The organism is Serratia sp. JSRIV004, from assembly GCF_019968705.1.
Taxonomy (GTDB): Bacteria; Pseudomonadota; Gammaproteobacteria; order Enterobacterales; family Enterobacteriaceae; genus Chania; species Chania fonticola_B.
Genome location: NZ_CP074140.1, coordinates 5,569,734 through 5,590,934, shown reverse-complemented (window position 1 = coordinate 5,590,934; position 21,201 = coordinate 5,569,734). Strand labels below are relative to the sequence as shown.

The following is a 21,201-nucleotide window of genomic DNA, read 5'->3' as shown; positions in this document are numbered from 1 at the left end:
CTGATGAACGAAAACTATTTCCATGTGGATGCCTTTATCGGCGAGAGACTGCGGGGCAACCCGGCCGGTGTCTGCCTGCTGCCACAACCGCTGGAGGCAGCGCAGATGCAGGCCATCGCCAATGAACTGAACCTGCCGGAAACCAGCTTTGTCTGGCAGGATGGCGACATGTATGCGATCCGCTGGTTCACGCCGACGCGGGAAGTGGATCTGTGCGGGCATGCTACTTTGGCTACGGCGCACGTGTTGTTAAACGTGGTCAACCCGGGGTTGAGCGATATCCGTTTCCGTTCCGCCAGCGGTGAACTGTATGTCAAACGTGATGCGGCCGACGGTGAACGGCTGATCCTGGATTTCCCTTCTCGCCCACCACAGAAAATTGCTGAGCCGCCACAGTTGGCTGCTTTGCTCGGTGTGCAACCGCAGGAAGTGTGGCGAGCCCAGTCGCTGATGGCGGTATTGGCCGATGAATCGCAGGTCAGGGCGGTGCAGCCTGCGATCGCCGAGCTGATCGACCATCTCGGTTGCGGCGTGATCGTCACGGCTCCGGGTGATGAGGTGGATTTTGTCTCGCGCTATTTCTCAATGGATCGCAGCGAAGATCCGGTCACCGGCTCCGCCCATTGCATACTGATGCCTTACTGGACGGCGCGCCTTGGCCGCCACGTATTGCATGCTAAGCAGCTGTCATCGCGCGGCGGCGAGTTGTTCTGCGAGCAGCAAGGAGAACGTACGTTGCTGGGTGGCTACGCGCGCATCTTCTTGCGTGGTTCTCTTTCAGGTTGAACTCCGTTCCAGCAGTTGCCAATCCAGCACGTCGTGGCAAGGGGGCAACTGCTGGCCCTGAATTTTCTCCAGCAGCAACTGCACGCTACGCACGCCGAACTGATGCATGGGCTGTACGATGGTGGTTAGCGGCGGAGTGGTGATGCTGCCAAACGGTACACCGTCAAATCCCATCACCGCGATATCTTCTGGAATACGCAAGCCCTGCTGGTGCAAGGCACTCATCGCGCCTCCGGCAATTACATCCGAAATGGCAAATACCGCATCTGGCCGTGGCCCGTCTGCCAGCAAATCACTCATCGCCTTGGCTCCAGCGGCGTAATCCAGCCCTTCGACGTATTCCACCCGGCAATAGTCCAGCCCCAGCTCGGCCAACGCCTGCCGGTAGCCCTGTTCCCGCTGCTGTGAATACAGATAACGCATATCGCCGTTGAGCAACGCGATCCGCTGGCGGCCTTTGGCTGCCAGGTGCTGCACACCGGCCATGGCGGCCCGGTGATTATCGATGGTGACGGAGGAGGCGCGGAATTGGGTATCCCCTTCGCCGCATTGCACCCAGGGGAAATCACCGATCATGGCGGTCAGCCCCGGCAAACAGCTGATGGCATCCATGGTGATCACGCCGTCGACTACCTTGCCACTTAGCAGGCTGAGGTAAGCGGATTCACGGGTGGGGTTGGATTCCGAGTTACACAGCAAAATATGGTAACCGTGGCGTTCGGCTTCTTCTTCGATACCGCGTACCACCAGGGAGCAAAAGGGGTTGGTGATATTGGACACCAGCACCAGCAGCATCCCGCTGCGGGCAGTGCGCAACTGGCGTGCCAGCAGGTTGGGTTGATAGTCACATGCGCGGATCGCCGCCAGGACCTTATCGCGAGTGGCTGGTTTGACGATCTGTTGGCCGTTCAACACCCGTGAGACGGTGGCCGCTGAGACGCCAGCGATTTTCGCCACCTTTGCTATCGACATGGTTTGCTTTTCCTTCTGCCCGTTTGCCTCGCACAGTATGCGGCAAAAAGTACCATCACTACGAAGAGTTTGTGACAGCGATTACAAATTCATCTTCTCCCTACTTTTAATCATATCAATCCGGTTGCCGAAAAAAAGAAATCGATTACATTTTATTTATTGCAAAATGAAATCGATTACATTTCAAATTTAGACCGAAATTACCCCGAATGGCGACGCAATAGGAGGTGGCAGATGGAGATACAGCTTCAGTTAGCGCAAGCAGAGGATCGCAGCGAGATTGCCGCTTTGATCCATTGCTCAACTAATGCTTGGTATCAGCGCCACGGGCTGGGCAACATCTTCTATGCCGGGCCGGAAAGCTGTGGACTGTTTGTTGATGTTTACCAGCAGTTGGATAACGGCTATCACTGGATTGCGCGCGATCAACAAGGGGCGATCTGTGGCTCCTGTTTCTTCCACCCACGTGAAACTCATTTGGGGTTGGGCATCATGAATGTTCATCCCGATTATTTTGGCCGCAGGATTGCCAGCCGTTTGTTGGCCAAGGCCGATGAACTGGCGGGTGGCTTACCGGTTCGTTTGCTTTCCAGCGCGCTGAACCTGGATTCCTATTCGCTCTACCAGCGTGGGGGATTTACCCCGTATGCCCTCTATCAGGATATGGCGATCCCGGTGCCGAGCCAGGGATTTGCTTACCCACGCCTGACTCGCGGCCAGGTACGGGCAGCCCGGCTTGACGACCTACCCGCCATCCTGGAGTTGGAGCGCGAAATACTGGGCATCGAACGTCAGCGCGATATCGATTACTTCCTCAATGACACCAGTGGACTGTGGCGGGTTGCCGTCTGGGAGTTGGACGATCGCATCGGCGGTTATCTGGCCTCGGTGGCGCATCCGGCCTCCCGTATGTTGGGGCCGGGGTGCTGCCATAGCGAAGAGATCGCCCTGGAGTTACTTGGCTGGATGCTCGATCGCCATCATCGCGGTACGACACCGGTGGTATTGGTACCCGCAGAGCGTTCCGCGCTTAGCCAGGTTTTGCTGCGCTGGGGAGGGCGAATTTGTGAATTACATGTCGCGCAGGTGAAAGGCCAGGCGCAACAACCCGGCGGCGTGGTGATGCCGTCCTTTTTGCCGGAAAGCGGTTAGCACCGGCGTCATTGCCGTAATAACCAACCAACACCGATGGGGGAGTTATGCAAACAGATAGCCTGGCCCAGGGGGCCAAAAGCACCACGTTCAAATGGGTGGTGCCACGATTGGCACTGATGATGTTCCTGCAGTTTTTTGTCTGGGGAGCCTGGTACGTCACGCTCGGCGTGGTGATGGGCAAATATGGTCTGGCCGCGATCATAGGCGATGCCTATTCCACCGGGCCAATTGCCTCCATCCTGTCGCCTTTTGTGTTGGGTATGGTGGTCGATCGCTTCTTTGCCTCGCAAAAAGTGTTGGCCGTGCTGCACCTGATTGGGGCTGGCCTGCTGTGGATGATGCCTGGATTCTTTGCCGAAGGGCAGGGCAGCGGCCTGCTGTGGATTATCTTCGGTTATATGCTGTGCTACATGCCCACCATTGCCCTGAGCAATAACGTGGCGTTTTACAGCCTGAGTAACAGCGAGAAAGCCTTCCCGGTAGTGCGGGCGTTCGGCACCTTTGGTTGGATTGTCGCCGGACTGATTGTCGGCACCAGCGGCCTGTCGGACAGTACCGATATCTTCATGCTGGCTGCCGTAGCTTCGTTGGTATTGGCGATTTACAGCTTTACGCTGCCGCATACCCCTGCACCGGAGCGCGGCAAGCCAGTAAAAATGCGCGATCTGCTGTGTGCGGATGCTTTCGCAATGCTCAAGCAGCGCCATTTCCTGGTATTTATCATCTGTGCCACGCTGATCTCCATCCCGTTGGCGGCGTATTACGCCTATGCCGCGCCGTTCGTTGCCGCGGCCGGTTTCACCAACGTGGGTGGCGTGATGTCGCTGGGGCAAATGTCTGAGCTGTTATTCATGCTGCTGATCCCGTTCCTGTTTGCCCGGTTGGGGATCAAGTACATGCTGATGATCGGCATGCTTTCCTGGTTCCTGCGCTATGTGATGTTTGCACTGGGCATTACCGAAGAAATGCGCTGGATGATCTACCTCGGCATCATCCTGCATGGCATGTGCTATGACTTCTTCTTCGTTATCGGCTTTATCTATACCGATAAAGTGGCGGGCGACAAAGTGAAAGGCCAGGCACAAAGCCTGCTGGTGCTGTTCACCTACGGCATCGGTATGTTGATTGGTTCGCAGATCAGCGGTGCGCTGTTTAACCATATGGTGACGGCGGACGGCGCTGCGGCGTTGCCGCAATGGCAGCACTTCTGGTGGTACCCGGCCTTCGGCGCATTAGCGATCGCCGCGCTGTTCTTCTTCACCTTCAACTACCGGGATGTTCCAGCAGGGGAGAAACGTGATGGCTGATTTGCGGGTGCTGGTGGTGGGCTGCGGCAATATGGGGGCATCCCATGCCGAGGCTTACCACGCTATGGAAGGGGTGACAATCTGCGGGCTGGTGGCACGGGGTGAATCGCGTGAGCTGCTCAATCAACGTTTGGGGGGCGGTTATCCCACTTTTAGTGACTTTGAGTTGGCGCTGGCGCAAACCCGGCCTGATGCCGTGTGCCTGACCACTTATCCGGATACCCACGAAGCCTACGCCTTGGCGGCGCTGGCGGCGGGATGTCATCTGTTTATCGAAAAGCCGCTCGCCACCACGGTAGCAGGGGCCGAAAGGGTGATTGCTGCTGCTCATCAGGCACAACGACAGGTGGTGGTGGGCTATATCCTGCGCCATCACCCCTCCTGGCAGCAGTTTGTGGAGCTCGCTCGGGGTTTGGGTAAGCCCTTGGTGATGCGGATGAACCTCAACCAGCAAAGCCACGGGCAGATGTGGAATGTGCATCGCAACCTGATGCAGTCACTGTCGCCAATTGTCGATTGCGGCGTACATTATCTGGACGTGATGTGCCAGATGGCCCAGGCCGAACCGATCAGCGTGAGCGCTATCGGCGCCCGGCTGAGCGATGACCTGCCGCAGGGGATGTATAACTACGGCCAGCTACAGGTGCGTTTTGCCGATGGCTCGGTCGGTTGGTACGAAGCTGGCTGGGGGCCGATGGTCAGTGAAACGGCCTACTTTGTGAAAGACGTCATTGGGCCGCGTGGCGCGGTTTCGATCGTAGCCCGTCATCAGGAAAGGGCCTCTGACGATGTCGGGGGGCATACCAAAACCGAATCATTGCGGGTGCATTATGCCGATCTGGACGACGAGAACCGCTTTACGCGGCCAGATCGCTGGCTCGACTGCCAGGATGAGCCGGACCATTTGGCGCTGTGCCTGAGTGAACAGCGGTACTTTTTACAGGCTATTCGTGAGGGACTGGATCTCAATCAGCATCTTCAGGATGCATTGAACAGCTTACGGGTGGTGCTGGCGGCGGACGAAGCGGTTCGCAGCCAACGTACGGTGATATTAGGGAGAGAAGCATGAAGACGATGCAGGGGCCAGGGCTGTTTCTGGCGCAGTTTATCGCCGAGCAGGCCCCGTTTAATACGCTGGATGGCTTGGCGGAGTGGGCTGCCGGGCTGGGCTTCACCAATATCCAGATCCCCACGTTGGAGCCAGCCATTTTCGATTTGGCGCTGGCGGCGCGTAGCCAGGATTATTGCGATGAGATCGTCGCCCGGCTTGGGCGGCACGGTATTCGCATCAGCGAGCTGTCGACGCATTTGCAAGGGCAACTGGTCGCCGTCCATCCAGCCTACGATCTGGCCTTTGACGGTTTTGCCCCGCCAGAAGCGCGGGGTAAACCACAGCTGCGGCAGGCCTGGGCAACGGAGCAACTGCTGATGGCGGCTCAGGCATCTCAGCGCTTGGGGCTAACTGCCCATGCAACCTTCTCTGGGGCGCTGGCGTGGCCCTATTTCTATCCATGGCCACCGCATAATGCGTTACTGCTGGAAGAGGCCTTCGAACAGTTGGCCAAGCGCTGGCTGCCGATCCTGGACGCCTTCGATCGGGCTGGTGTAGATGTGTGCTATGAGCTGCATCCGGGGGAGGATTTACATGACGGCGTGACCTTTGAACGCTTTCTGGCCAAGGTCGGCAATCATCCCCGCTGCCATATTCTCTATGATCCGAGCCATCTGCATTTGCAGCAGATGGACTATCTCGGCTTTATCGATTGTTATCACCCACGTATCCGCGCGTTTCACGTCAAAGATGCCGAGTACCGCCCCAGCGCCCGCAGTGGCGTGTATGGGGGTTACCAGCCATGGTTGGAAAGACCTGGGCGCTTCCGTTCTCTGGGGGACGGGCAGATCGACTTCCCGGCCATTTTCAGCAAGCTGACGCAGTACGGCTTCCCTGGAGTCGCTACGTTGGAATGGGAGTGCTGCCTTAAGTCGCCGGAGGCCGGAGCACGAGAAGGTGCCGCCTTTATCGCCCGCCATATTATTCCGGTAGCGGAACGGGCCTTTGATGATTTTGCAGCGGTGGATACTGACCGGGCGCGAGTCAGAGCCATGCTGGGCGTGGAGGATGCATCATGAGATTAAAGCTGGGAATGGTAGGTGGCGGTGAAGGCGCGTTTATTGGCGCGGTGCATCGGTTGGCGGCGCGGATGGATGATGAGTTTGAGCTGGTCGCCGGGGCTTTCTCCTCCGATAGGCAAAATTGTCTGCGCACCGGGGCATTATTGCATCTGCAACCGGATCGCTGCTATGCCGATTTTAACCAGATGGCGCAGGCAGAAGCGGCACGAGAGGATGGGATTGATGTTGTCGCGATCGTGACCCCGAATCATTTGCACGCTCCAGTCGCCAGCGCTTTTCTCAACGCCGGGATTGATGTGATCTGCGATAAGCCCCTATGCACCTCTTACTCCGAGGCTCTGCAACTGGCACGAACGGTGCGCCAAAGCGGCAGACAACTGATCCTGACCCATAACTACAGCGCCTACCCGCTGGTGCGTGAGGCACGTAGCCGCGTGTTGGCGGGGGAGTTGGGCGAGATCCGCTTCGTCGAGGTGGAATATCTGCAACAGTGGCTGGCGAAACCGCTGGAGCTGACCGACAACAAGCAGGCCGGTTGGCGTGCGCAGCCGGAAAAAGCCGGATCCGGCTGCATTGGTGACGTAGGTACCCACGCCTGGCAGTTGGCTGAGTTTGTCAGCGGCATGTTGCCTGAGGCGATCAGCGCGGAGCTGACGTCATTCATCGCCGGGCGCAAGCTGGACGATGATGTGCGGGTGCAGATGCGTTATGCCAACGGTGCCAAAGGTCGGCTCTGGGCCAGCCAGGTGGCCTGTGGTCATGAGAATGGGCTGAAGTTACGAGTTTACGGCAGTGAGGGCAGCCTGGAGTTTTGCCAGGAAAACCCGAACCAGTTGTGGATACGGCCTTTTGACGCGCCCGCCTATTGCATCACCCGCGCTTCGGCATTTCAGCATGCAGAAAACCGCCTGCTGGCCCGCGTACCCGCAGGGCATCCTGAAGGCTATTTAGAAGGGTTTGGCCAGATTTACCGTGAAGCGGCCCGCTGTTTGCGTGATGGTCCTACGGCGGCACCGTTGTTACCAGGGATTGAAACCGGCGTGCAAGGGATGGCGTTTATTGATGCCGCCCAGCGCAGTAGCCGTGCCGGGGGAGAGTGGGTGGAATTGATATCGCCATAAGTAATAAAGAAGATTTTTTTATTCTTTTATTGCCGAGCGCCGCTCAGATAAAACTGTTGGTCACAGCACAGAATTTTATCAACGGAGCGGATCATGGCGAGCAAACTTTTCTCATTAAGCAGTGCAGTATTGTTGGCTTTATCGCTCGGTGCGGCCAGTGCCCAGGCAGTGGACGTCACCGTGGCTTACCAGACCTCCGCCGAACCCGCCAAGGTGGCGCAGGCGGAAAACAGCTTTGCCAAACAGTCTGGCGCGACCGTTGACTGGCGCAAGTTCGACAGCGGCTCCAGCGTGTTGCGTGCGCTGGCCTCTGGCGACGTGCAGATTGGCAATATCGGCTCCAGCCCGCTGGCCGTGGCCGCCAGCCAGAAGCTCCCTATCGAAGTGTTCCTGATCGCCTCGCAGCTGGGTAGTTCCGAAGCGCTGGTGGTAAAAAAGGACATCAAATCTCCCCAGGATCTGATCGGTAAGCGCATTGCGGTACCGTTCATTTCCACCACTCACTACAGCCTGCTGGCCTCTCTGAAACACTGGGGCATCAAACCTGACCAGGTGCAAATTCTCAACCTGCAACCGCCAGCCATTGCGGCGGCCTGGCAGCGTGGGGATATCGACGGGGCTTACGTATGGGCTCCGGTGGTCAATGAACTCGCCAAACAAGGCAAGGTGCTGACTGATTCCGAACAGGTTGGCCAGTGGGGCTCACCAACGCTGGACGTGTGGGTAGTGCGTAAAGACTTTGCCAAGCAGCATCCTGAGGTCGTCACCGCGTTTGCTGCCAGCGCCCTGCAAGCACAGAAGGCCTACCTGGCACAGCCGGAGCAGTGGCTGAAAGACCCAAGTAACCTGAGTACGCTAGCTCGCCTGAGCGGAGTGCCGGCAGAGCAGGTACCGGAACTGGTGAAGGGTAACCGTTACCTGCCGGTCGCCGATCAGATCACTCAACTGGGCCAGCCGGTAGATAAAGCTATTCGCGATACCGCCGAGTTCCTTAAGCAACAAGGCAAGATCCCGCAGGTGGACAGTGATTACAGCGCCTATGTGACCGACCGTTTTGTCAAACAGCTGCAGGCTGCGCCGCAGTCGTAAGGGATCCGCCATGCTAAACGTTAACCATCTTTCGGCCGATTATCAGGGGCGTGTGGCGCTGCGCGATGTATCTTTCCAGATAGCCAGAGGGCAACTGGTGGTGGTGTTAGGGCCTTCTGGCTGCGGCAAGACCACGCTGCTGAATTTGATCGCCGGGTTTATTGAGCCAACGGCAGGCAGCATTACGCTGGATGATGTCCCCGTCAAAGGCCCGGGTGCCGAGCGGGGCGTGGTCTTCCAGCATGAAGGCTTACTGCCGTGGCGCAACGTGGTGGATAACGTGGAGTTTGGCTTGCAACTGGCCGGTGCGGCCAAACCGCAGCGCCGCAAGGTGGCGCAGCAGATGTTGCAACGCGTTGGGCTGGCCGGCTATGAGCAACACTTCATCTGGCAACTGTCCGGTGGGATGCGTCAGCGGGTGGGTATTGCTCGCGCCTTGGCAGCCGACCCTCGGCTGTTGCTGCTGGATGAGCCTTTCGGGGCACTGGACGCATTCACTCGCGAACAGATGCAGGAACTGCTGTTAAATATTTGGCGTGATACTGGCAAGCAGGTGCTGTTGATCACCCATGACATCGAAGAAGCGGTATTCCTGGCCAGCGAGCTGTTACTGCTTTCTCCTGGTCCTGGGCAGGTGGTGGAGCGTTTATCGCTGAATTTTGGCCAGCGCTATGCCGCCGGAGAGGCTTGCCGCGCCATCAAGTCCGATCCTGAGTTTATCGCCCTGCGTGAATACGTGCTGGGCCGGGTGTTCCAACAGCGCGAGGCCTTGCTATGAGCCTGCATTCTGTTCTTAAAGCCGCAGTACCGACAGCGGTGCGCCAATCTCGTTTCACGCTGCCGCGTAGCCTCAAGCTGAGCACGGCAACCTTGCTGGTGGTGTTGGCGGTTTGGTGGGCAGTAACTACCTTGCAGCTGATCAGCCCGTTATTTCTGCCCGCACCGCAGCAGGTATTGCATCAGTTGGTGGTCATTGCCAGCCCACAAGGCTTTATGGATGCCACGCTATGGCAACACCTAGCCGCGAGTCTTGGGCGGATCCTGGTGGCATTACTGGCTGCTGTGGTCATCGGCGTCCCGGTGGGCATTGCGATGGGGCTGAGTGAGACCGTGCGCGGCCTGCTTGATCCCCTGATTGAAATTTATCGTCCGGTGCCGCCGCTGGCCTATCTGCCGCTGATGGTGATCTGGTTTGGCATCGGTGAAACCTCGAAAATCCTGCTGATCTACCTGGCGATTTTTGCCCCGGTGACGCTTTCGACCGTGGCAGGTGTACGCAGCGTAGCGCAGGTGCGCATTCGTGCCGCGCAGGCTTTGGGAGCCAACCGCTGGCAATTGCTGCGCTTTGTGGTGTTGCCTAGTGCGCTACCGGAAATTCTGACCGGCATCCGTATTGGCCTGGGCGTCGGCTGGTCTACGCTGGTGGCCGCTGAACTGATTGCTGCCACGCGCGGTCTGGGATTTATGGTGCAGTCCGCCGGTGAGTTTTTGGCGACCGACGTGGTCATCGCCGGTATCAGCGTGATTGCGATAATTGCATTTGGTCTGGAGCTGGGGCTACGTGCCTTACAGCGCCGTTTGACCCCCTGGCATGGAGTACAGCAATGAACGAACGTTTAGCAATTACCCCGTTGGGGCCTTATATCGGCGCGCTGGTGGAAAACGTCAATCTGGCGCGGCCATTGGGCGACGGCCAGTTTGAACAGCTTTACCATGCTTTGCTCAAGCATCAGGTGCTGTTCCTGCGCGATCAGCCCATCACGCCATTACAACAGCGCGAGCTGGCAGGGCGTTTCGGCGATCTGCATATTCACCCGGTGTATCCGCATGCTCCCGATGTGGAGGAGATCATCGTGCTGGATACCCATGACGATAATCCGCCGGATAACGACAACTGGCATACCGACGTCACCTTTATCGAAAACCCGCCGCAGGGGGCGATTTTAGCCGCCAAGCAGCTGCCGACGACCGGTGGCGACACGCTGTGGGCCAGCGGGATTGCCGCGTATGAGGCGTTGTCCTCACCGCTGAAAAAGTTGTTGGCCGGGTTGCAGGCGGAGCATGACTTCACCAAGTCGTTCCCCGAATATAAACATCGTGGCAGTGAGGAAGAGCATCAGCGCTGGCAGTTGGCCGTGCAGAAAAATCCACCGTTATTGCATCCGGTGATCCGCACCCATCCGGTGACCGGCAAGCAGGCGCTGTTCGTTAATGAAGGATTTACTACGCGGATTGTCGATCTGGCGGCGAAGGAGAGTGATGCTCTGCTGAACTTCCTGTTTGCGCATATCACCAAGCCGGAGTTTCAGGTGCGCTGGCGCTGGCAGGCCAATGATATTGCCATCTGGGATAACCGGGTGACGCAGCATTACGCCAATGCGGATTACCTGCCGCAGCGGCGCATTATGCACCGTGCGACCATTTTGGGGGATAAGCCGTTCTATCGCGCCTGAGGATCACTCCACCATCAGGTTTCTGGAAAAGTTTCTCATATCTACCCCCGCTTTCCTACGGTACAGGCGTGCCTTGCGTGCGCCTGTTGCCACTCTCTCACCGGTTTCCTCAAACATTTCCGAAGCGTCAAAACGCCGCATCAGGCTTTTGCGCTGCACCGTATGCGACAAAATGATCTCAATCACTTCCTGCAATTGGGAAAGTGTGAACTCCGCTGGCAGGCAATAGACCGGCAGCATGGAGTAAGCCGTTTTTTGCCGTAGCCGCTGAAGTGCCGCTTCCACGATCGTTTGATGGTCGAAAGCTAACTGCTGTGTTTGCAGGTTGTCCAATGGCACCCAGGCGACGTCATTCACGTCGGCGATATGCGGCTGGCAATCGGCATGGGCGATCAGAGCAAAGTAGACCGTGGTCAGGCTCCAGCCACGCGGATCCCTTTCCGGGCCAGAAAAACTGGCCAACTGCGCCAGATAGGGCGGTACCACACCGGTTTTTTCCCTCAGTTTACGTTCGGCCGTCGCTTGCGTTGAGGTGTCGCGCTGCAAATCGATAAACCCGCCGGGCAATCCCCATTGATTGAGGAAAGGGTGATTAGCGCGCTTGGCCAACAGCACGCACAGTTTCCCGCCGTGCACGGTAAACAGCACGCTGTCGACGGTGACAAGCGGTGAGGGGAAGAGGCGCGGATCGTAGTTTTTCAGGTACTCGGCTTGGGTGGTCATGCTGGCGCTCGGCTAAAAAGGTCTTTGGGACAATATAACAATAGCTGCCGGCTAATGATAATTATTAAAAGCTCAAATAAACAAATGGTTAAGCGAATTTGCTGCGATTAAGACATTTTTTTGCTTGCCAATAACTGTCTCTTGGACAATTATATAAGTGTCCCAGGGACAGTTATTGATGGAGGGAAGAATATGAGCGCACAACTGCAGTTGTTTTTGAACGACATTGAAGTGAAGGTGACAACCGGACAGTTTCCCGATGGGGCGGTGTATGCCCGGTTTGCACAGCCTGAAACAACGGGGACTTCGCAGATGCGTATTCGTGCCAGCGCAATGCGCAGCATGGATGACTTCATGCTGTTGGCACAGTTGACGCAGGCGGTACGCCACCAGTTTCTGATCAAAGAAAGCCTGCTTGAGCTGCCTTATCTGCCCTACGCCCGCCAGGATCGCCATATGGCCTCCGGCGATAGCTTTGCGCTCAAGGTTTTCGGCCAATTACTCAACACCTTGGCGTTTGATCGTGTGACGGTGCTGGATCCACACAGCGAAGTGGCTGCCGCCGTGATCGACAACATGCACATCATTACTCAGCAGCAGTGTATGCAGCACAACCGCAGACTGGCCAATTTACTGACTCAGCAGCAACTGTTCCTGGTGGCTCCGGATGCCGGAGCGCTGAAAAAAATTCACGCGGTGGCGGCCCACTTTGGCATTGCGCAATACGGCATCCTGACCAAACACCGGAACGTGTTCAGCGGCGAACTGACGGGTTTCGAACTGCTGGCTGGCGATGTGCAGGGCAAAGACGTGCTGATTGTGGATGACCTGTGCGACGGTGGCGGCACCTTTATCGGCTCGGCCCAGGTGTTGCGCCAGGCGGGGGCTTGTACGGTCAGCCTATATGTCACCCACGGGGTATTTTCCAAAGGTACCGCGGCTTTGCTGAATCAAGGCATTGATAACATCTATACCACCACTTCCTATGCTGCGGCGGAACTCGCTGAGCAACGTGTTGAACTGATTGATATTGCGCGTATCTACGCTCACTAAGGAACCGACTATGTTAACCAATCCTATTCTGGCGATTGATGGCTACAAAGTGTCTCACCGTGAGCAATATCCGCTGGGTACTACGCGGATCTACTCCAACTTCACGCCGCGCAGCGATCGGTTCTTTGCTTCCCCGTTGCCGGACGGCCAACTGGTGTTCTTCGGTTTACAGGGCTTTTTACAGTGGTTCATGGTGGATCTCTTCAACCAGCAGTTTTTTGCCCAACCGGAAGAGCAGGTAGTGGGGGAATATAAAACGCTGATGGATAGCTACATTGGTCAGGATCGGGTCTGCGTGGAGCATATTCGCGCCCTGCATCGGTTGGGTTATCTACCGCTGCATATCAAAGGGTTGGACGAAGGCAGCAAGGTGAGGATGAAGGTACCAGTGCTGACCATTACCAATACGCGTGAGGAGTTCTTCTGGCTGGTCAACTACCTGGAAACGGTGATCTCGGCCGAACTGTGGAAGGCTTCCACCAATGCCACCCTTGCCCATCATTATCGCAAGATCTGCCAGATGTGGGCGGATAAAACCTGCGATGACCTGGCGCATCTGGATTTCCAATGCCACGATTTTTCCTTCCGCGGCATGTCAGGGATGCATGATGTCGCGCAGGCCGGTACCGGGCATTTGCTCAGCTTCAAGGGCACCGACAACATTCCGGCGGTGCTGTACGCACAGAGGTATTATCCAACCGCAGAAGATTACTTCGTGGCTGGCAGCATCCCCGCCACCGAACATAGCGTGATGTGCATGGGAGAGCAGGCAACGGAGATCGAAACGTTCCGCCGTTTGATTGAAGATCTCTACCCAAATGGATTGGTTTCCATCGTGTCGGATACCTGGGATTACTGGCAGGTGCTAACGGAGTTTACCCGTGAGTTGCACAGCAAAATCATGGCGCGCGATGGCAGGGTAGTCTTCCGCCCAGACAGTGGCGATCCGGTGGCTATTCTTTGTGGAACCGGCAACGACAGCGATCGCAGTGCGCAACGCAGCGCCGAAGAGAAAGGCTCGGTGGAAGTGTTGTGGGAAATCTTTGGTGGCACGGTTAACAGCAAGGGCTACAAAGTGTTGGATCCCCATGTCGGGCTGATTTATGGCGACTCCATCACTCTGGAACGCGCCCAGGAAATCCTGCAACGCCTGGAAGCGAAAGGTTTTGCCAGCTCTAACGTAGTGTTTGGCGTGGGTTCCTTTACTTATCAGTATAATACCCGCGATACCTTTGGTTTCGCGATGAAGGCCACCTACGGTGAGGTGAACGGGGTGGGGCGTCCCATCTTCAAACAACCGAAGACCGACAGCGGCCTGAAACAATCTGCACGCGGTTTGTTGCGGGTGATCCGCGATGGGGAAGGAGAATATCAACTGCTGGATAATCAGGACTGGCAGCAGGAGCAGCAGGGTGAACTGAAAACGCGCTTCCTGGATGGCAAACTCTATAACCAGGACTCACTGGAACAGATCCGCCAGCGCATTGCCTGCTACAGATAAAGGTTGCCCCCTCTCAGTAGAAAAGGGGCAACTATGATTAACTCTCCGACTCAAACGCCTGGGTCAGATTTTCCAGCTGTTCCTGGGCATCCAGCCAGGTCATTTCCGTTTCTTCCAGAGCGGACTTGGCCTGGCTTTGCTTTTGCAGGCAGGCGGTCAGATCGGCTTTACGGCTGATGTCGTACAGCGCCGAGTCTGCCAGCTGTTCTTCCACCGCGGCCAATTCGGCACCCAGCTTATCCATCTGTTGTTCCAGCTTGGCGATCTGCTTACGCAGTGGTTGGGTTTGCGTACGGAATTCGGCTTCACGGCGCTTTTGGTCTTTACGCGCCTGGGCGCTGTTGCCGTTATCCTGCTTTGGTGCGGCATCCTGCTGTGCCTGCTGCTTTTGCAGATCGCTAAGCCACTGCTGGTAATCGTCCAGATCGCCCTCGAACTGTTCCACCTGGCCATCGTGCACCAGATACAGATCGTCGGTGGTAGAACGCAAAAGGTGACGGTCGTGCGAAACCACCACCAACGCCCCCTCGAAATCGATCAGCGCTTCAGTCAACGCCTGGCGCATATCCAGATCCAGGTGGTTGGTCGGTTCATCGAGCAGCAGCAGGTTAGGGCGCTGCCAGACGATCAGCGCCAGCACCAGCCGTGCCTTTTCACCGCCGGAGAAACGTTCGGTGATTTCGGTGACCTTATCGCCCTGGAAGCCGAAGCCGCCAAGATAATCGCGTAACTGCTGTTCTAACACGCGAGGGGCGATGCGGCTCAGATGCTGCAGTGGCGACTCATCGGCGCGCAGGAACTCTAACTGATGCTGGGCGAAGTAACCCAGTTTGATGCCCTTTGCCAGCCCGATCTCTCCGCTGAGCGGCTCCAGCGTGCCAGCCAGCATTTTGATCAGCGTTGATTTACCGGCACCGTTACGCCCCAACAGGCCAATACGTGAGCCGGGTACCAGGTTGAGCTTGATTGACTGCAAGATCACTTTGTCGCCATAGCCTGCGCTGACTTTTTCCATCCGCAGCAATGGATTCGGCAGGCTTTCGGGTTGGCGGAAGCTAAACGTGAACGGGTTATCGACGTGCGCAGGGGCAATCAGCTCCATCCGCTCCAGCATCTTGATGCGGCTCTGTGCCTGTTTGGCCTTGGTGGCCTGAGCACGGAAACGGTCAATGTAGCTTTGCAGATGTGCCACTTTCTCCTGTTGGCTCTGATACAGCGACTGCTGCTGTGCCAGTTTGGTGACGCGCTGGCGCTCGAAGGAGGAATAGTTGCCGGTATATTCGTTGATGGTCTCATTTTCGATGTGCAGGATCTTGTCGACGATAGGGTCGAGGAAATCACGGTCATGCGAAATCAGCACCAGGGTACCCTGATAGCTTTTCAGCCAGCGTTCCAGCCAGATCACTGCATCCAGATCCAGGTGGTTGGTGGGTTCGTCCAGCAACAGCAGATCGGAACGGCAAACCAAAGCCTGAGCCAGGTTGAGGCGCATGCGCCATCCGCCGGAGAAGGCACGCACCGGGCTTTGCAGCTGTTCATTGGAAAAGCCTAAACCGTGTAACAGGCTGGCGGCACGGGAACGGATGGTCCAGGCATCCAGAGCATCGAGCTTGCCGTGCAGCGTGGCGATGGCGTGGCCGTCGTTGTTATCGTTTGCCACCTGTAATTCGGCTTCCAACTGGCGGAATTCCCGATCGCCATCGATAACATACTCAATGGCAGGCACTTCCAGTGCCGGTGTTTCCTGATTCACCCAGGCCAGCGCCCAGTTGTTTGGAAAGGTGTAGCTACCACCGTCTGCGGCGATCTCACCTTTCAAAAGGGCCAGCAGCGTGGATTTCCCACAGCCGTTCTTACCCACCAGGCCGACCTTCTGACCTGGATTAACCGTCGCCGTGGCGTTGTCCAACAGGACGCGGGTGCCGCGTCGGATTTGTAGCGAGGAGAAAACAATCATAAAGCGCCGTTTGTTCAGAGTATGTTAAATTGAATTGAGTTTACGTTAACAGGACGCGTAGCAGTCCTATTATTAGTCTTTGCGTTGCATGGTAACGGAAATCCGCCACCCTGACGACGCTTTGGAGGGGAATGATGTCACAGCCGCCGAAGGTTTTGCTGCTGTATGCCCATCCGGAATCCCAGGACTCGGTAGCGAACCGGGTTTTGTTACAACCGGCACAGCAGTTGGAACATGTTACCGTGCACGATTTATACGCGCACTATCCGGATTTCTTTATTGATATCCATCACGAACAACAACTGCTCCGCGACCATCAGGTCATCGTTTTCCAACACCCCTTATATACCTATAGCTGCCCGGCGTTGCTGAAAGAATGGCTGGACCGTGTGCTGTCCCGCGGGTTTGCCAGTGGTATCGGCGGTAATGCGCTGGCGGGCAAATACTGGCGTTCGGTGATCACCACTGGGGAACCGGAAGGTGCCTATCGCACTGGCGGTTACAATCGTTATGCGATCGAGGATATTCTGCGCCCTTTTGAGCTGACCGCGGCCATGTGCCATATGCACTGGCTGACGCCGATGATCGTTTACTGGGCGCGCCGTCAGAAACCGGAAGTGCTGAGCAGTCACGCCAGCGCTTATGGCGACTGGCTGCGTAACCCGTTGCCGCACACCGGGAGGCACTGATGGAAGGTTCCTCGCTATTAACCGCCATATTGCTGTTCCTGTTTGCTGCGGTGTTGACGGTGCCGATCGCCCGCCGTCTTGGGATCGGAGCTGTTTTAGGCTATCTGATCGCCGGTATTGCCATTGGCCCGTGGGGATTGGGATTCATCCGGGATGTGGATGAAATTCTGCACTTCTCCGAGTTGGGCGTGGTGTTCCTGATGTTTATCATCGGGCTGGAACTGAACCCGGCCAAACTGTGGGAACTGCGTCGCTCGATCTTTGGTGTCGGTGCCGGGCAGGTATTGGTCACGGCGGCCGTGCTCGGTGCGCTGCTTTACTTCAGCCATTTTGCCTGGCAGGCGGCGGTGATAGGTGGCATTGGTCTAGCCATGTCATCGACAGCCATGGCGCTGCAACTGATGCGTGAAAAAGGCATGAACCGCAACGAAGGGGGGCAGTTAGGCTTCTCGGTGCTGCTGTTTCAGGATATGGCGGTGATCCCGGCGCTGGCGTTGATCCCGATCCTGTCCGGGGGAGCGGGTACCAGCGACGATTGGGCGAAAATCGCCATGAAGGTCGCGGCCTTCGGCGGCATGCTGATCGGGGGGCGCTTCCTGTTACGCCCGTTATTCCGTTATATCGCCTCATCTGGGGTGCGTGAAATATTTACCGCCGCCGCGCTGTTGGTGGTGCTGGGGGCTGCGCTGTTTATGGATGCCCTTGGCCTGTCGATGGCATTGGGGACCTTTATCGCCGGGGTGCTGCTGGCAGAGAGCGAATATCGCCATGAACTGGAAATCGCCATAGAGCCTTTCAAAGGGCTGCTGCTCGGGTTGTTCTTCATCTCGGTAGGCATGGCGCTGAATATGGGGGTGTTGTATACCCATCTGCTGGAAGTACTGCTGGGCGTGGTGATCCTGGTGGCGGTGAAATCGGGTGTGTTGTACTCGCTGGCGCGTATCTTTGGCCTGCGGCGCTCGGTACGTCTGCAATTTTCCGGGGTGCTGAGCCAAGGCGGTGAGTTTGCCTTCGTGCTGTTCTCGGCGGCTTCGACGCAGCATATTTTCGACGACGATCAACTGGCCTTGCTGCTGGTCGTGGTGACGCTCTCAATGATGACCACGCCGCTGCTGATGCAGATTATCGATCGCATTCTGGCCCGCCGCTATAACGCCAAAGATGAGGATGAAGAGGCGCCCTACGTGGCAGATGACGATCCGCAGGTCATTATCGTCGGTTTCGGCCGCTTCGGGCAGGTGATTGGCCGCTTACTGATGGCTAATAAGAAGCGTATCACCGTGCTTGAGCGGGACGTTAGCGCGGTTGGCGTATTGCGCCGATACGGTTACAAGGTTTACTACGGAGATGCCACGGAACTGGAGTTGCTGCGGGCAGCCGGTGCGGCAAAGGCCAAATCTATCGTCATTACCTGTAATGAGCCGGAAGATACCATGGCCATCGTCCATCTGTGCCAGCAGCACTTCCCCAACCTGTCCATTTTGGCGCGGGCGCGGGGGCGTGTGGAGGCGCACGAGTTGTTGCAGGCTGGCGTAAAACAGTTTAGTCGTGAAACCTTCTCCAGCGCCCTGGAGCTAGGGCGCAAGGCGTTAACGGAGTTGGGGATGCACCCGCATCAGGCTTATCGCGCTCAGCAGCATTTTCGCCGTCTGGATATGCGCATGCTGCGTGAATTGATGCCACCGCATCTGGGGGACGTGGCTCAGATTTCCCGCGTGAAAGAAGCCCGGCGCGAGCTGGAAGAACTTTTCCACCGCGAAATGCAAAAAGAAAAACGGCAGTTCGACGGCTGGGATGATGAATACGAATAATTCGGAGCACAATGATGTCTGCAACTCGTAAAAGATTTATCGCCGGGGCGGTTTGCCCAAGCTGTAACGCTATGGATACGCTGGCGGTTTGGCGTGAAGACCAGGTTGAAGTAGTGGAGTGTGTCAAGTGTGGCCACCATCAGCGCCAGACCGAGCAACAGGTGGAAAAACACGTTCGCCCGCAGGAGCAGGTGATCGGTATTTTTCACCCAGAGTAGCGTTATCTGCCGTGATTTTTTATGCTGAAGGGTACAGCGCTGGAGATTTCCGCTACAATCTCCACCGATTTAGTTTCCAACGGTAGGAGATATCATGAAAGTAACAAAAGACTTGGTGGTCAGCCTGGCTTACCAAGTACGTACAGAAGACGGTGTTTTGGTTGATGAGTCTCCGGTGAGTGCACCGTTGGACTATCTGCACGGGCATGGCTCTCTGATCGCAGGTCTGGAAAAAGCACTCGAAGGTCACGAAGCGGGTGATCGTTTCGACGTTCATGTCGCCGCTAACGAAGCTTACGGCAACTACGATGAAAACCTGGTGCAGCGCGTTCCTAAAGACGTCTTTATGGGCGTTGATGAACTGCAGGTAGGCATGCGCTTCCTGGCTGATACCGATCAGGGCCCGGTTCCGGTTGAAATCACCGAAGTTGATGGTGACCACGTAGTGGTTGATGGTAACCACATGCTGGCTGGCCAAGACCTGAACTTCCACGTAGAAGTTGTGGCGCTGCGTGAAGCGACCGAAGAAGAACTGGCCCACGGCCACGTTCACGGTGAGCACGATCATCACCATGAACACGGTGACGGCTGCTGTGGCGGTCATGGCCACGATCACGACCACGATCATGACCACGGCAAGAAAGGCGGCTGTGGTGGCAACGGTGGTTGCGGCTGCCACTAATCCTGGTGCTGTAACTGCAACAAAAGGTCGCTTCGGCGGCCTTTTTTAGTAATGCGGGGGAGGTGTCTCTTCCGACTGCGAGGCGATCATCGAAGGTTGGCTGGCGCGCAGTTTGTCGGTCAGCAGCCGCAGATGTTCTTGTATCTTCAGCATTTCAAGCTGATGCTGTACCACGGTTTGATTGAGTTCCTCAATCGTCACTTCCTGAAAGGCCTGGCGGCTTTCCATCTCTTCCAACCGCTGCAGCAGGCTGTCGTAGTTTTGCTCGTGCATGATGTTACCTCTGGCACTGTTAAATCCGGGATTCTGGCACTATGTTATCAGTAGCGCTCGGCTTTGTGCCTGCCAATTTCGGCAAGCGGTTTATCACTGCTGCAAGGCGGGCAATTCAACTCGCAAGGCCGTCAAATAAAGGTGTTAATTATCAATGCGATAATTATTTTTCTTGAACTTTGCTACCAATATGAGGTCACATCTTGACTCGATTGGTTACCTGTGTGACTGTTTTGTTTTGTTTCAGGCAGCTATAGTAGCCCGGTTAACTTACTTAATGATGGTTTGAGGCACCGCTTCAGACACTGGAGAAATGGATGAAATCTTTGTTTAAAGTCACGCTTCTGGCAACCACTATGGCGCTTGCTCTGAATGCGACCCAAGTTATGGCAGCTGATGCAGCCAAACCTGCTGATGCAGCTACCGTTACCACTACCGGTGAGGTTGCGCCTGCTGCTGAAGCGGCTAAACCTGCAGAAGCACCAAGCACCGGTAAGTTCAAGAATGACGATGAGCAGGTTGCTTACGCACTGGGTGTTCAACTCGGCCGCTACATGGAAAACTCGCTGGATGAACAGGAAAAGCTGGGCATCAAGCTGGACAAAGACGTGATGCTCGGGGCTGTTAAGGACGCGTTTGCCAAGCAGAGCAAGCTGAATGACTCTGACATCGAAAAAACCCTGCAAGGTTTTGAAGTGCGCGTGAAGGCTTCTGCTCAGGCGAAGATGGAGCAGGACGCGAAAGAAAACGAAGCGAAAGGCGCTAAATACGCTGAAACCTTCGCCAAAGAAAAAGGCGCGAAGAAAACCGAATCTGGTCTGCTGTACAAAGTAGAGAAAGAAGGGACCGGTGAAGCACCGAAAGACAGCGATACCGTAGTGGTAAACTACAAAGGTACCCTGACCGACGGCACCGTGTTTGACAACTCCTACGATCGCGGCGAGCCATTGTCATTCCGTCTGGACGGTGTGATCCCTGGCTGGACTGAAGGCCTGAAGCACATCAAGAAAGGCGGCAAGATCAAACTGGTTATCCCACCGGCACTGGCCTACGGTAAAAATGGCGTTCCAGGGATCCCTGCCAACTCCACGTTGGTGTTTGATGTTGAACTGTTGGATGTGAAACCAGCAGCCAAGGCTGACGACAAAACAGAAAAAGCGGCTGATGAAGCTGCAGCAGACGCTAAAGCCAAGTAAGTCTAAGATTTTCCCAACCGCCGCGAATGTCCTTCGCGGCGGTTTTCATTTCTGCGCTACCAAGAATGCAAAATATCCTGCA

General features: G+C 56.3%; 21 protein-coding genes. 17 read left to right on the top strand and 4 right to left on the bottom strand.

Annotated features, from left to right (window positions below):
- The first annotated feature begins 3 nt into the window (after window positions 1-3).
- Window positions 4-786, top strand: coding sequence for a PhzF family phenazine biosynthesis protein (locus KGP21_RS26630; protein WP_223536561.1), 783 nt, complete (start codon window positions 4-6; stop codon window positions 784-786).
- Here the strand turns inward: KGP21_RS26630 and KGP21_RS26625 are convergent.
- A complete protein-coding gene (locus KGP21_RS26625; RefSeq protein ID WP_223536559.1) occupies window positions 778-1,758 on the bottom strand; it encodes a LacI family DNA-binding transcriptional regulator in 981 nt (326 codons plus the stop codon). The two genes, KGP21_RS26630 and KGP21_RS26625, sit on opposite strands and share 9 nt — an antisense overlap.
- A gap of 234 nt (window positions 1,759-1,992) precedes the next feature.
- Here KGP21_RS26625 and KGP21_RS26620 point away from each other — a divergent pair, with 234 nt between their 5' ends.
- The 9 genes from KGP21_RS26620 (at window position 1,993) to tauD (ending at window position 11,016) form a co-directional block, all read left to right on the top strand.
- Window positions 1,993-2,910 carry a GNAT family N-acetyltransferase gene (locus tag KGP21_RS26620; RefSeq protein WP_223536557.1) on the top strand — a complete coding sequence of 306 codons (918 nt, stop codon included), beginning with the start codon at window positions 1,993-1,995 and terminating at the stop codon, window positions 2,908-2,910.
- Between the two features lie 47 nt (window positions 2,911-2,957).
- The gene (locus KGP21_RS26615) at window positions 2,958-4,220 is read left to right on the top strand and encodes an MFS transporter (RefSeq protein WP_223536555.1); all 1,263 of its coding nucleotides are present in this window, start codon (window positions 2,958-2,960) and stop codon (window positions 4,218-4,220) included.
- Window positions 4,213-5,289 carry a Gfo/Idh/MocA family protein gene (locus KGP21_RS26610; RefSeq protein WP_223536553.1) on the top strand — a complete coding sequence of 359 codons (1,077 nt, stop codon included), beginning with the start codon at window positions 4,213-4,215 and terminating at the stop codon, window positions 5,287-5,289. The genes KGP21_RS26615 and KGP21_RS26610 overlap by 8 nt, the downstream gene beginning before the upstream one ends.
- Window positions 5,286-6,350 carry a sugar phosphate isomerase/epimerase gene (locus KGP21_RS26605; RefSeq protein WP_021808038.1) on the top strand — a complete coding sequence of 355 codons (1,065 nt, stop codon included), beginning with the start codon at window positions 5,286-5,288 and terminating at the stop codon, window positions 6,348-6,350. The genes KGP21_RS26610 and KGP21_RS26605 overlap by 4 nt, the downstream gene beginning before the upstream one ends.
- Window positions 6,347-7,474 (top strand): Gfo/Idh/MocA family protein, encoded by a 1,128-nt coding sequence (locus KGP21_RS26600; protein WP_223536551.1) that lies wholly within the window; start codon window positions 6,347-6,349, stop codon window positions 7,472-7,474. Before KGP21_RS26605 ends, KGP21_RS26600 begins: the two co-directional genes overlap by 4 nt.
- A gap of 93 nt (window positions 7,475-7,567) precedes the next feature.
- Window positions 7,568-8,563, top strand: coding sequence for a taurine ABC transporter substrate-binding protein (tauA, locus tag KGP21_RS26595; RefSeq protein WP_223536549.1), 996 nt, complete (start codon window positions 7,568-7,570; stop codon window positions 8,561-8,563).
- A 10-nt stretch (window positions 8,564-8,573) separates the two neighbouring features.
- Complete coding sequence (gene tauB / locus KGP21_RS26590; RefSeq protein WP_223536547.1) at window positions 8,574-9,341, top strand: taurine ABC transporter ATP-binding subunit; 768 nt, start codon at window positions 8,574-8,576, stop codon at window positions 9,339-9,341.
- Complete coding sequence (gene tauC, locus KGP21_RS26585) at window positions 9,338-10,171, top strand: taurine ABC transporter permease TauC (RefSeq protein WP_021181658.1); 834 nt, start codon at window positions 9,338-9,340, stop codon at window positions 10,169-10,171. The genes tauB and tauC overlap by 4 nt, the downstream gene beginning before the upstream one ends.
- Window positions 10,168-11,016, top strand: a complete 849-nt coding sequence (tauD, locus tag KGP21_RS26580) for a taurine dioxygenase (RefSeq protein ID WP_071681300.1) — start codon at window positions 10,168-10,170, stop codon at window positions 11,014-11,016. The genes tauC and tauD overlap by 4 nt, the downstream gene beginning before the upstream one ends.
- 3 nt (window positions 11,017-11,019) lie before the next feature.
- On the opposite strand, the gene KGP21_RS26575 is transcribed toward tauD, so the two are convergent.
- Window positions 11,020-11,739, bottom strand: a complete 720-nt coding sequence (locus KGP21_RS26575) for an NUDIX domain-containing protein (RefSeq protein ID WP_021808033.1) — start codon at window positions 11,737-11,739, stop codon at window positions 11,020-11,022.
- Window positions 11,740-11,931: 192 nt separating this feature from the next.
- On the opposite strand from KGP21_RS26575, the gene prs reads away from it, so the two are divergent.
- Together prs and KGP21_RS26565 are read left to right on the top strand one after the other, a co-directional pair.
- The gene (prs, locus tag KGP21_RS26570; protein ID WP_223536545.1) at window positions 11,932-12,792 is read left to right on the top strand and encodes a ribose-phosphate diphosphokinase; all 861 of its coding nucleotides are present in this window, start codon (window positions 11,932-11,934) and stop codon (window positions 12,790-12,792) included.
- A 10-nt stretch (window positions 12,793-12,802) separates the two neighbouring features.
- Complete coding sequence (locus KGP21_RS26565) at window positions 12,803-14,293, top strand: nicotinate phosphoribosyltransferase (protein ID WP_223498568.1); 1,491 nt, start codon at window positions 12,803-12,805, stop codon at window positions 14,291-14,293.
- 37 nt (window positions 14,294-14,330) lie between these two features.
- Here KGP21_RS26565 and KGP21_RS26560 read toward each other — a convergent pair whose 3' ends face one another.
- Window positions 14,331-16,250: an ABC transporter ATP-binding protein gene (locus KGP21_RS26560; RefSeq protein ID WP_115159427.1), complete on the bottom strand. Its 1,920-nt coding sequence runs from the start codon at window positions 16,248-16,250 to the stop codon at window positions 14,331-14,333.
- 134 nt (window positions 16,251-16,384) lie between these two features.
- Here KGP21_RS26560 and kefG point away from each other — a divergent pair, with 134 nt between their 5' ends.
- From kefG to slyD, 4 genes are all read left to right on the top strand, one after another.
- Entirely contained in the window at window positions 16,385-16,939 is a 555-nt protein-coding gene (gene kefG / locus KGP21_RS26555) for a glutathione-regulated potassium-efflux system ancillary protein KefG (protein WP_071681295.1), read from the top strand.
- Window positions 16,939-18,750, top strand: coding sequence for a glutathione-regulated potassium-efflux system protein KefB (gene kefB, locus KGP21_RS26550; RefSeq protein WP_021808028.1), 1,812 nt, complete (start codon window positions 16,939-16,941; stop codon window positions 18,748-18,750). Before kefG ends, kefB begins: the two co-directional genes overlap by 1 nt.
- 14 nt (window positions 18,751-18,764) lie before the next feature.
- Window positions 18,765-18,968, top strand: a complete 204-nt coding sequence (locus KGP21_RS26545; RefSeq protein ID WP_037376686.1) for a YheV family putative zinc ribbon protein — start codon at window positions 18,765-18,767, stop codon at window positions 18,966-18,968.
- Window positions 18,969-19,062: 94 nt separating this feature from the next.
- On the top strand, window positions 19,063-19,650 hold the full coding sequence (gene slyD / locus KGP21_RS26540; protein WP_021181645.1) for a peptidylprolyl isomerase: 588 nt from the start codon (window positions 19,063-19,065) through the stop codon (window positions 19,648-19,650).
- 45 nt (window positions 19,651-19,695) lie between these two features.
- On the opposite strand, the gene KGP21_RS26535 is transcribed toward slyD, so the two are convergent.
- Window positions 19,696-19,923, bottom strand: coding sequence for a SlyX family protein (locus tag KGP21_RS26535; RefSeq protein ID WP_021808027.1), 228 nt, complete (start codon window positions 19,921-19,923; stop codon window positions 19,696-19,698).
- Window positions 19,924-20,240: 317 nt separating this feature from the next.
- On the opposite strand from KGP21_RS26535, the gene fkpA reads away from it, so the two are divergent.
- Window positions 20,241-21,119 (top strand): FKBP-type peptidyl-prolyl cis-trans isomerase, encoded by an 879-nt coding sequence (fkpA, locus tag KGP21_RS26530; protein WP_024482692.1) that lies wholly within the window; start codon window positions 20,241-20,243, stop codon window positions 21,117-21,119.
- Window positions 21,120-21,201: the final 82 nt, after the last annotated feature.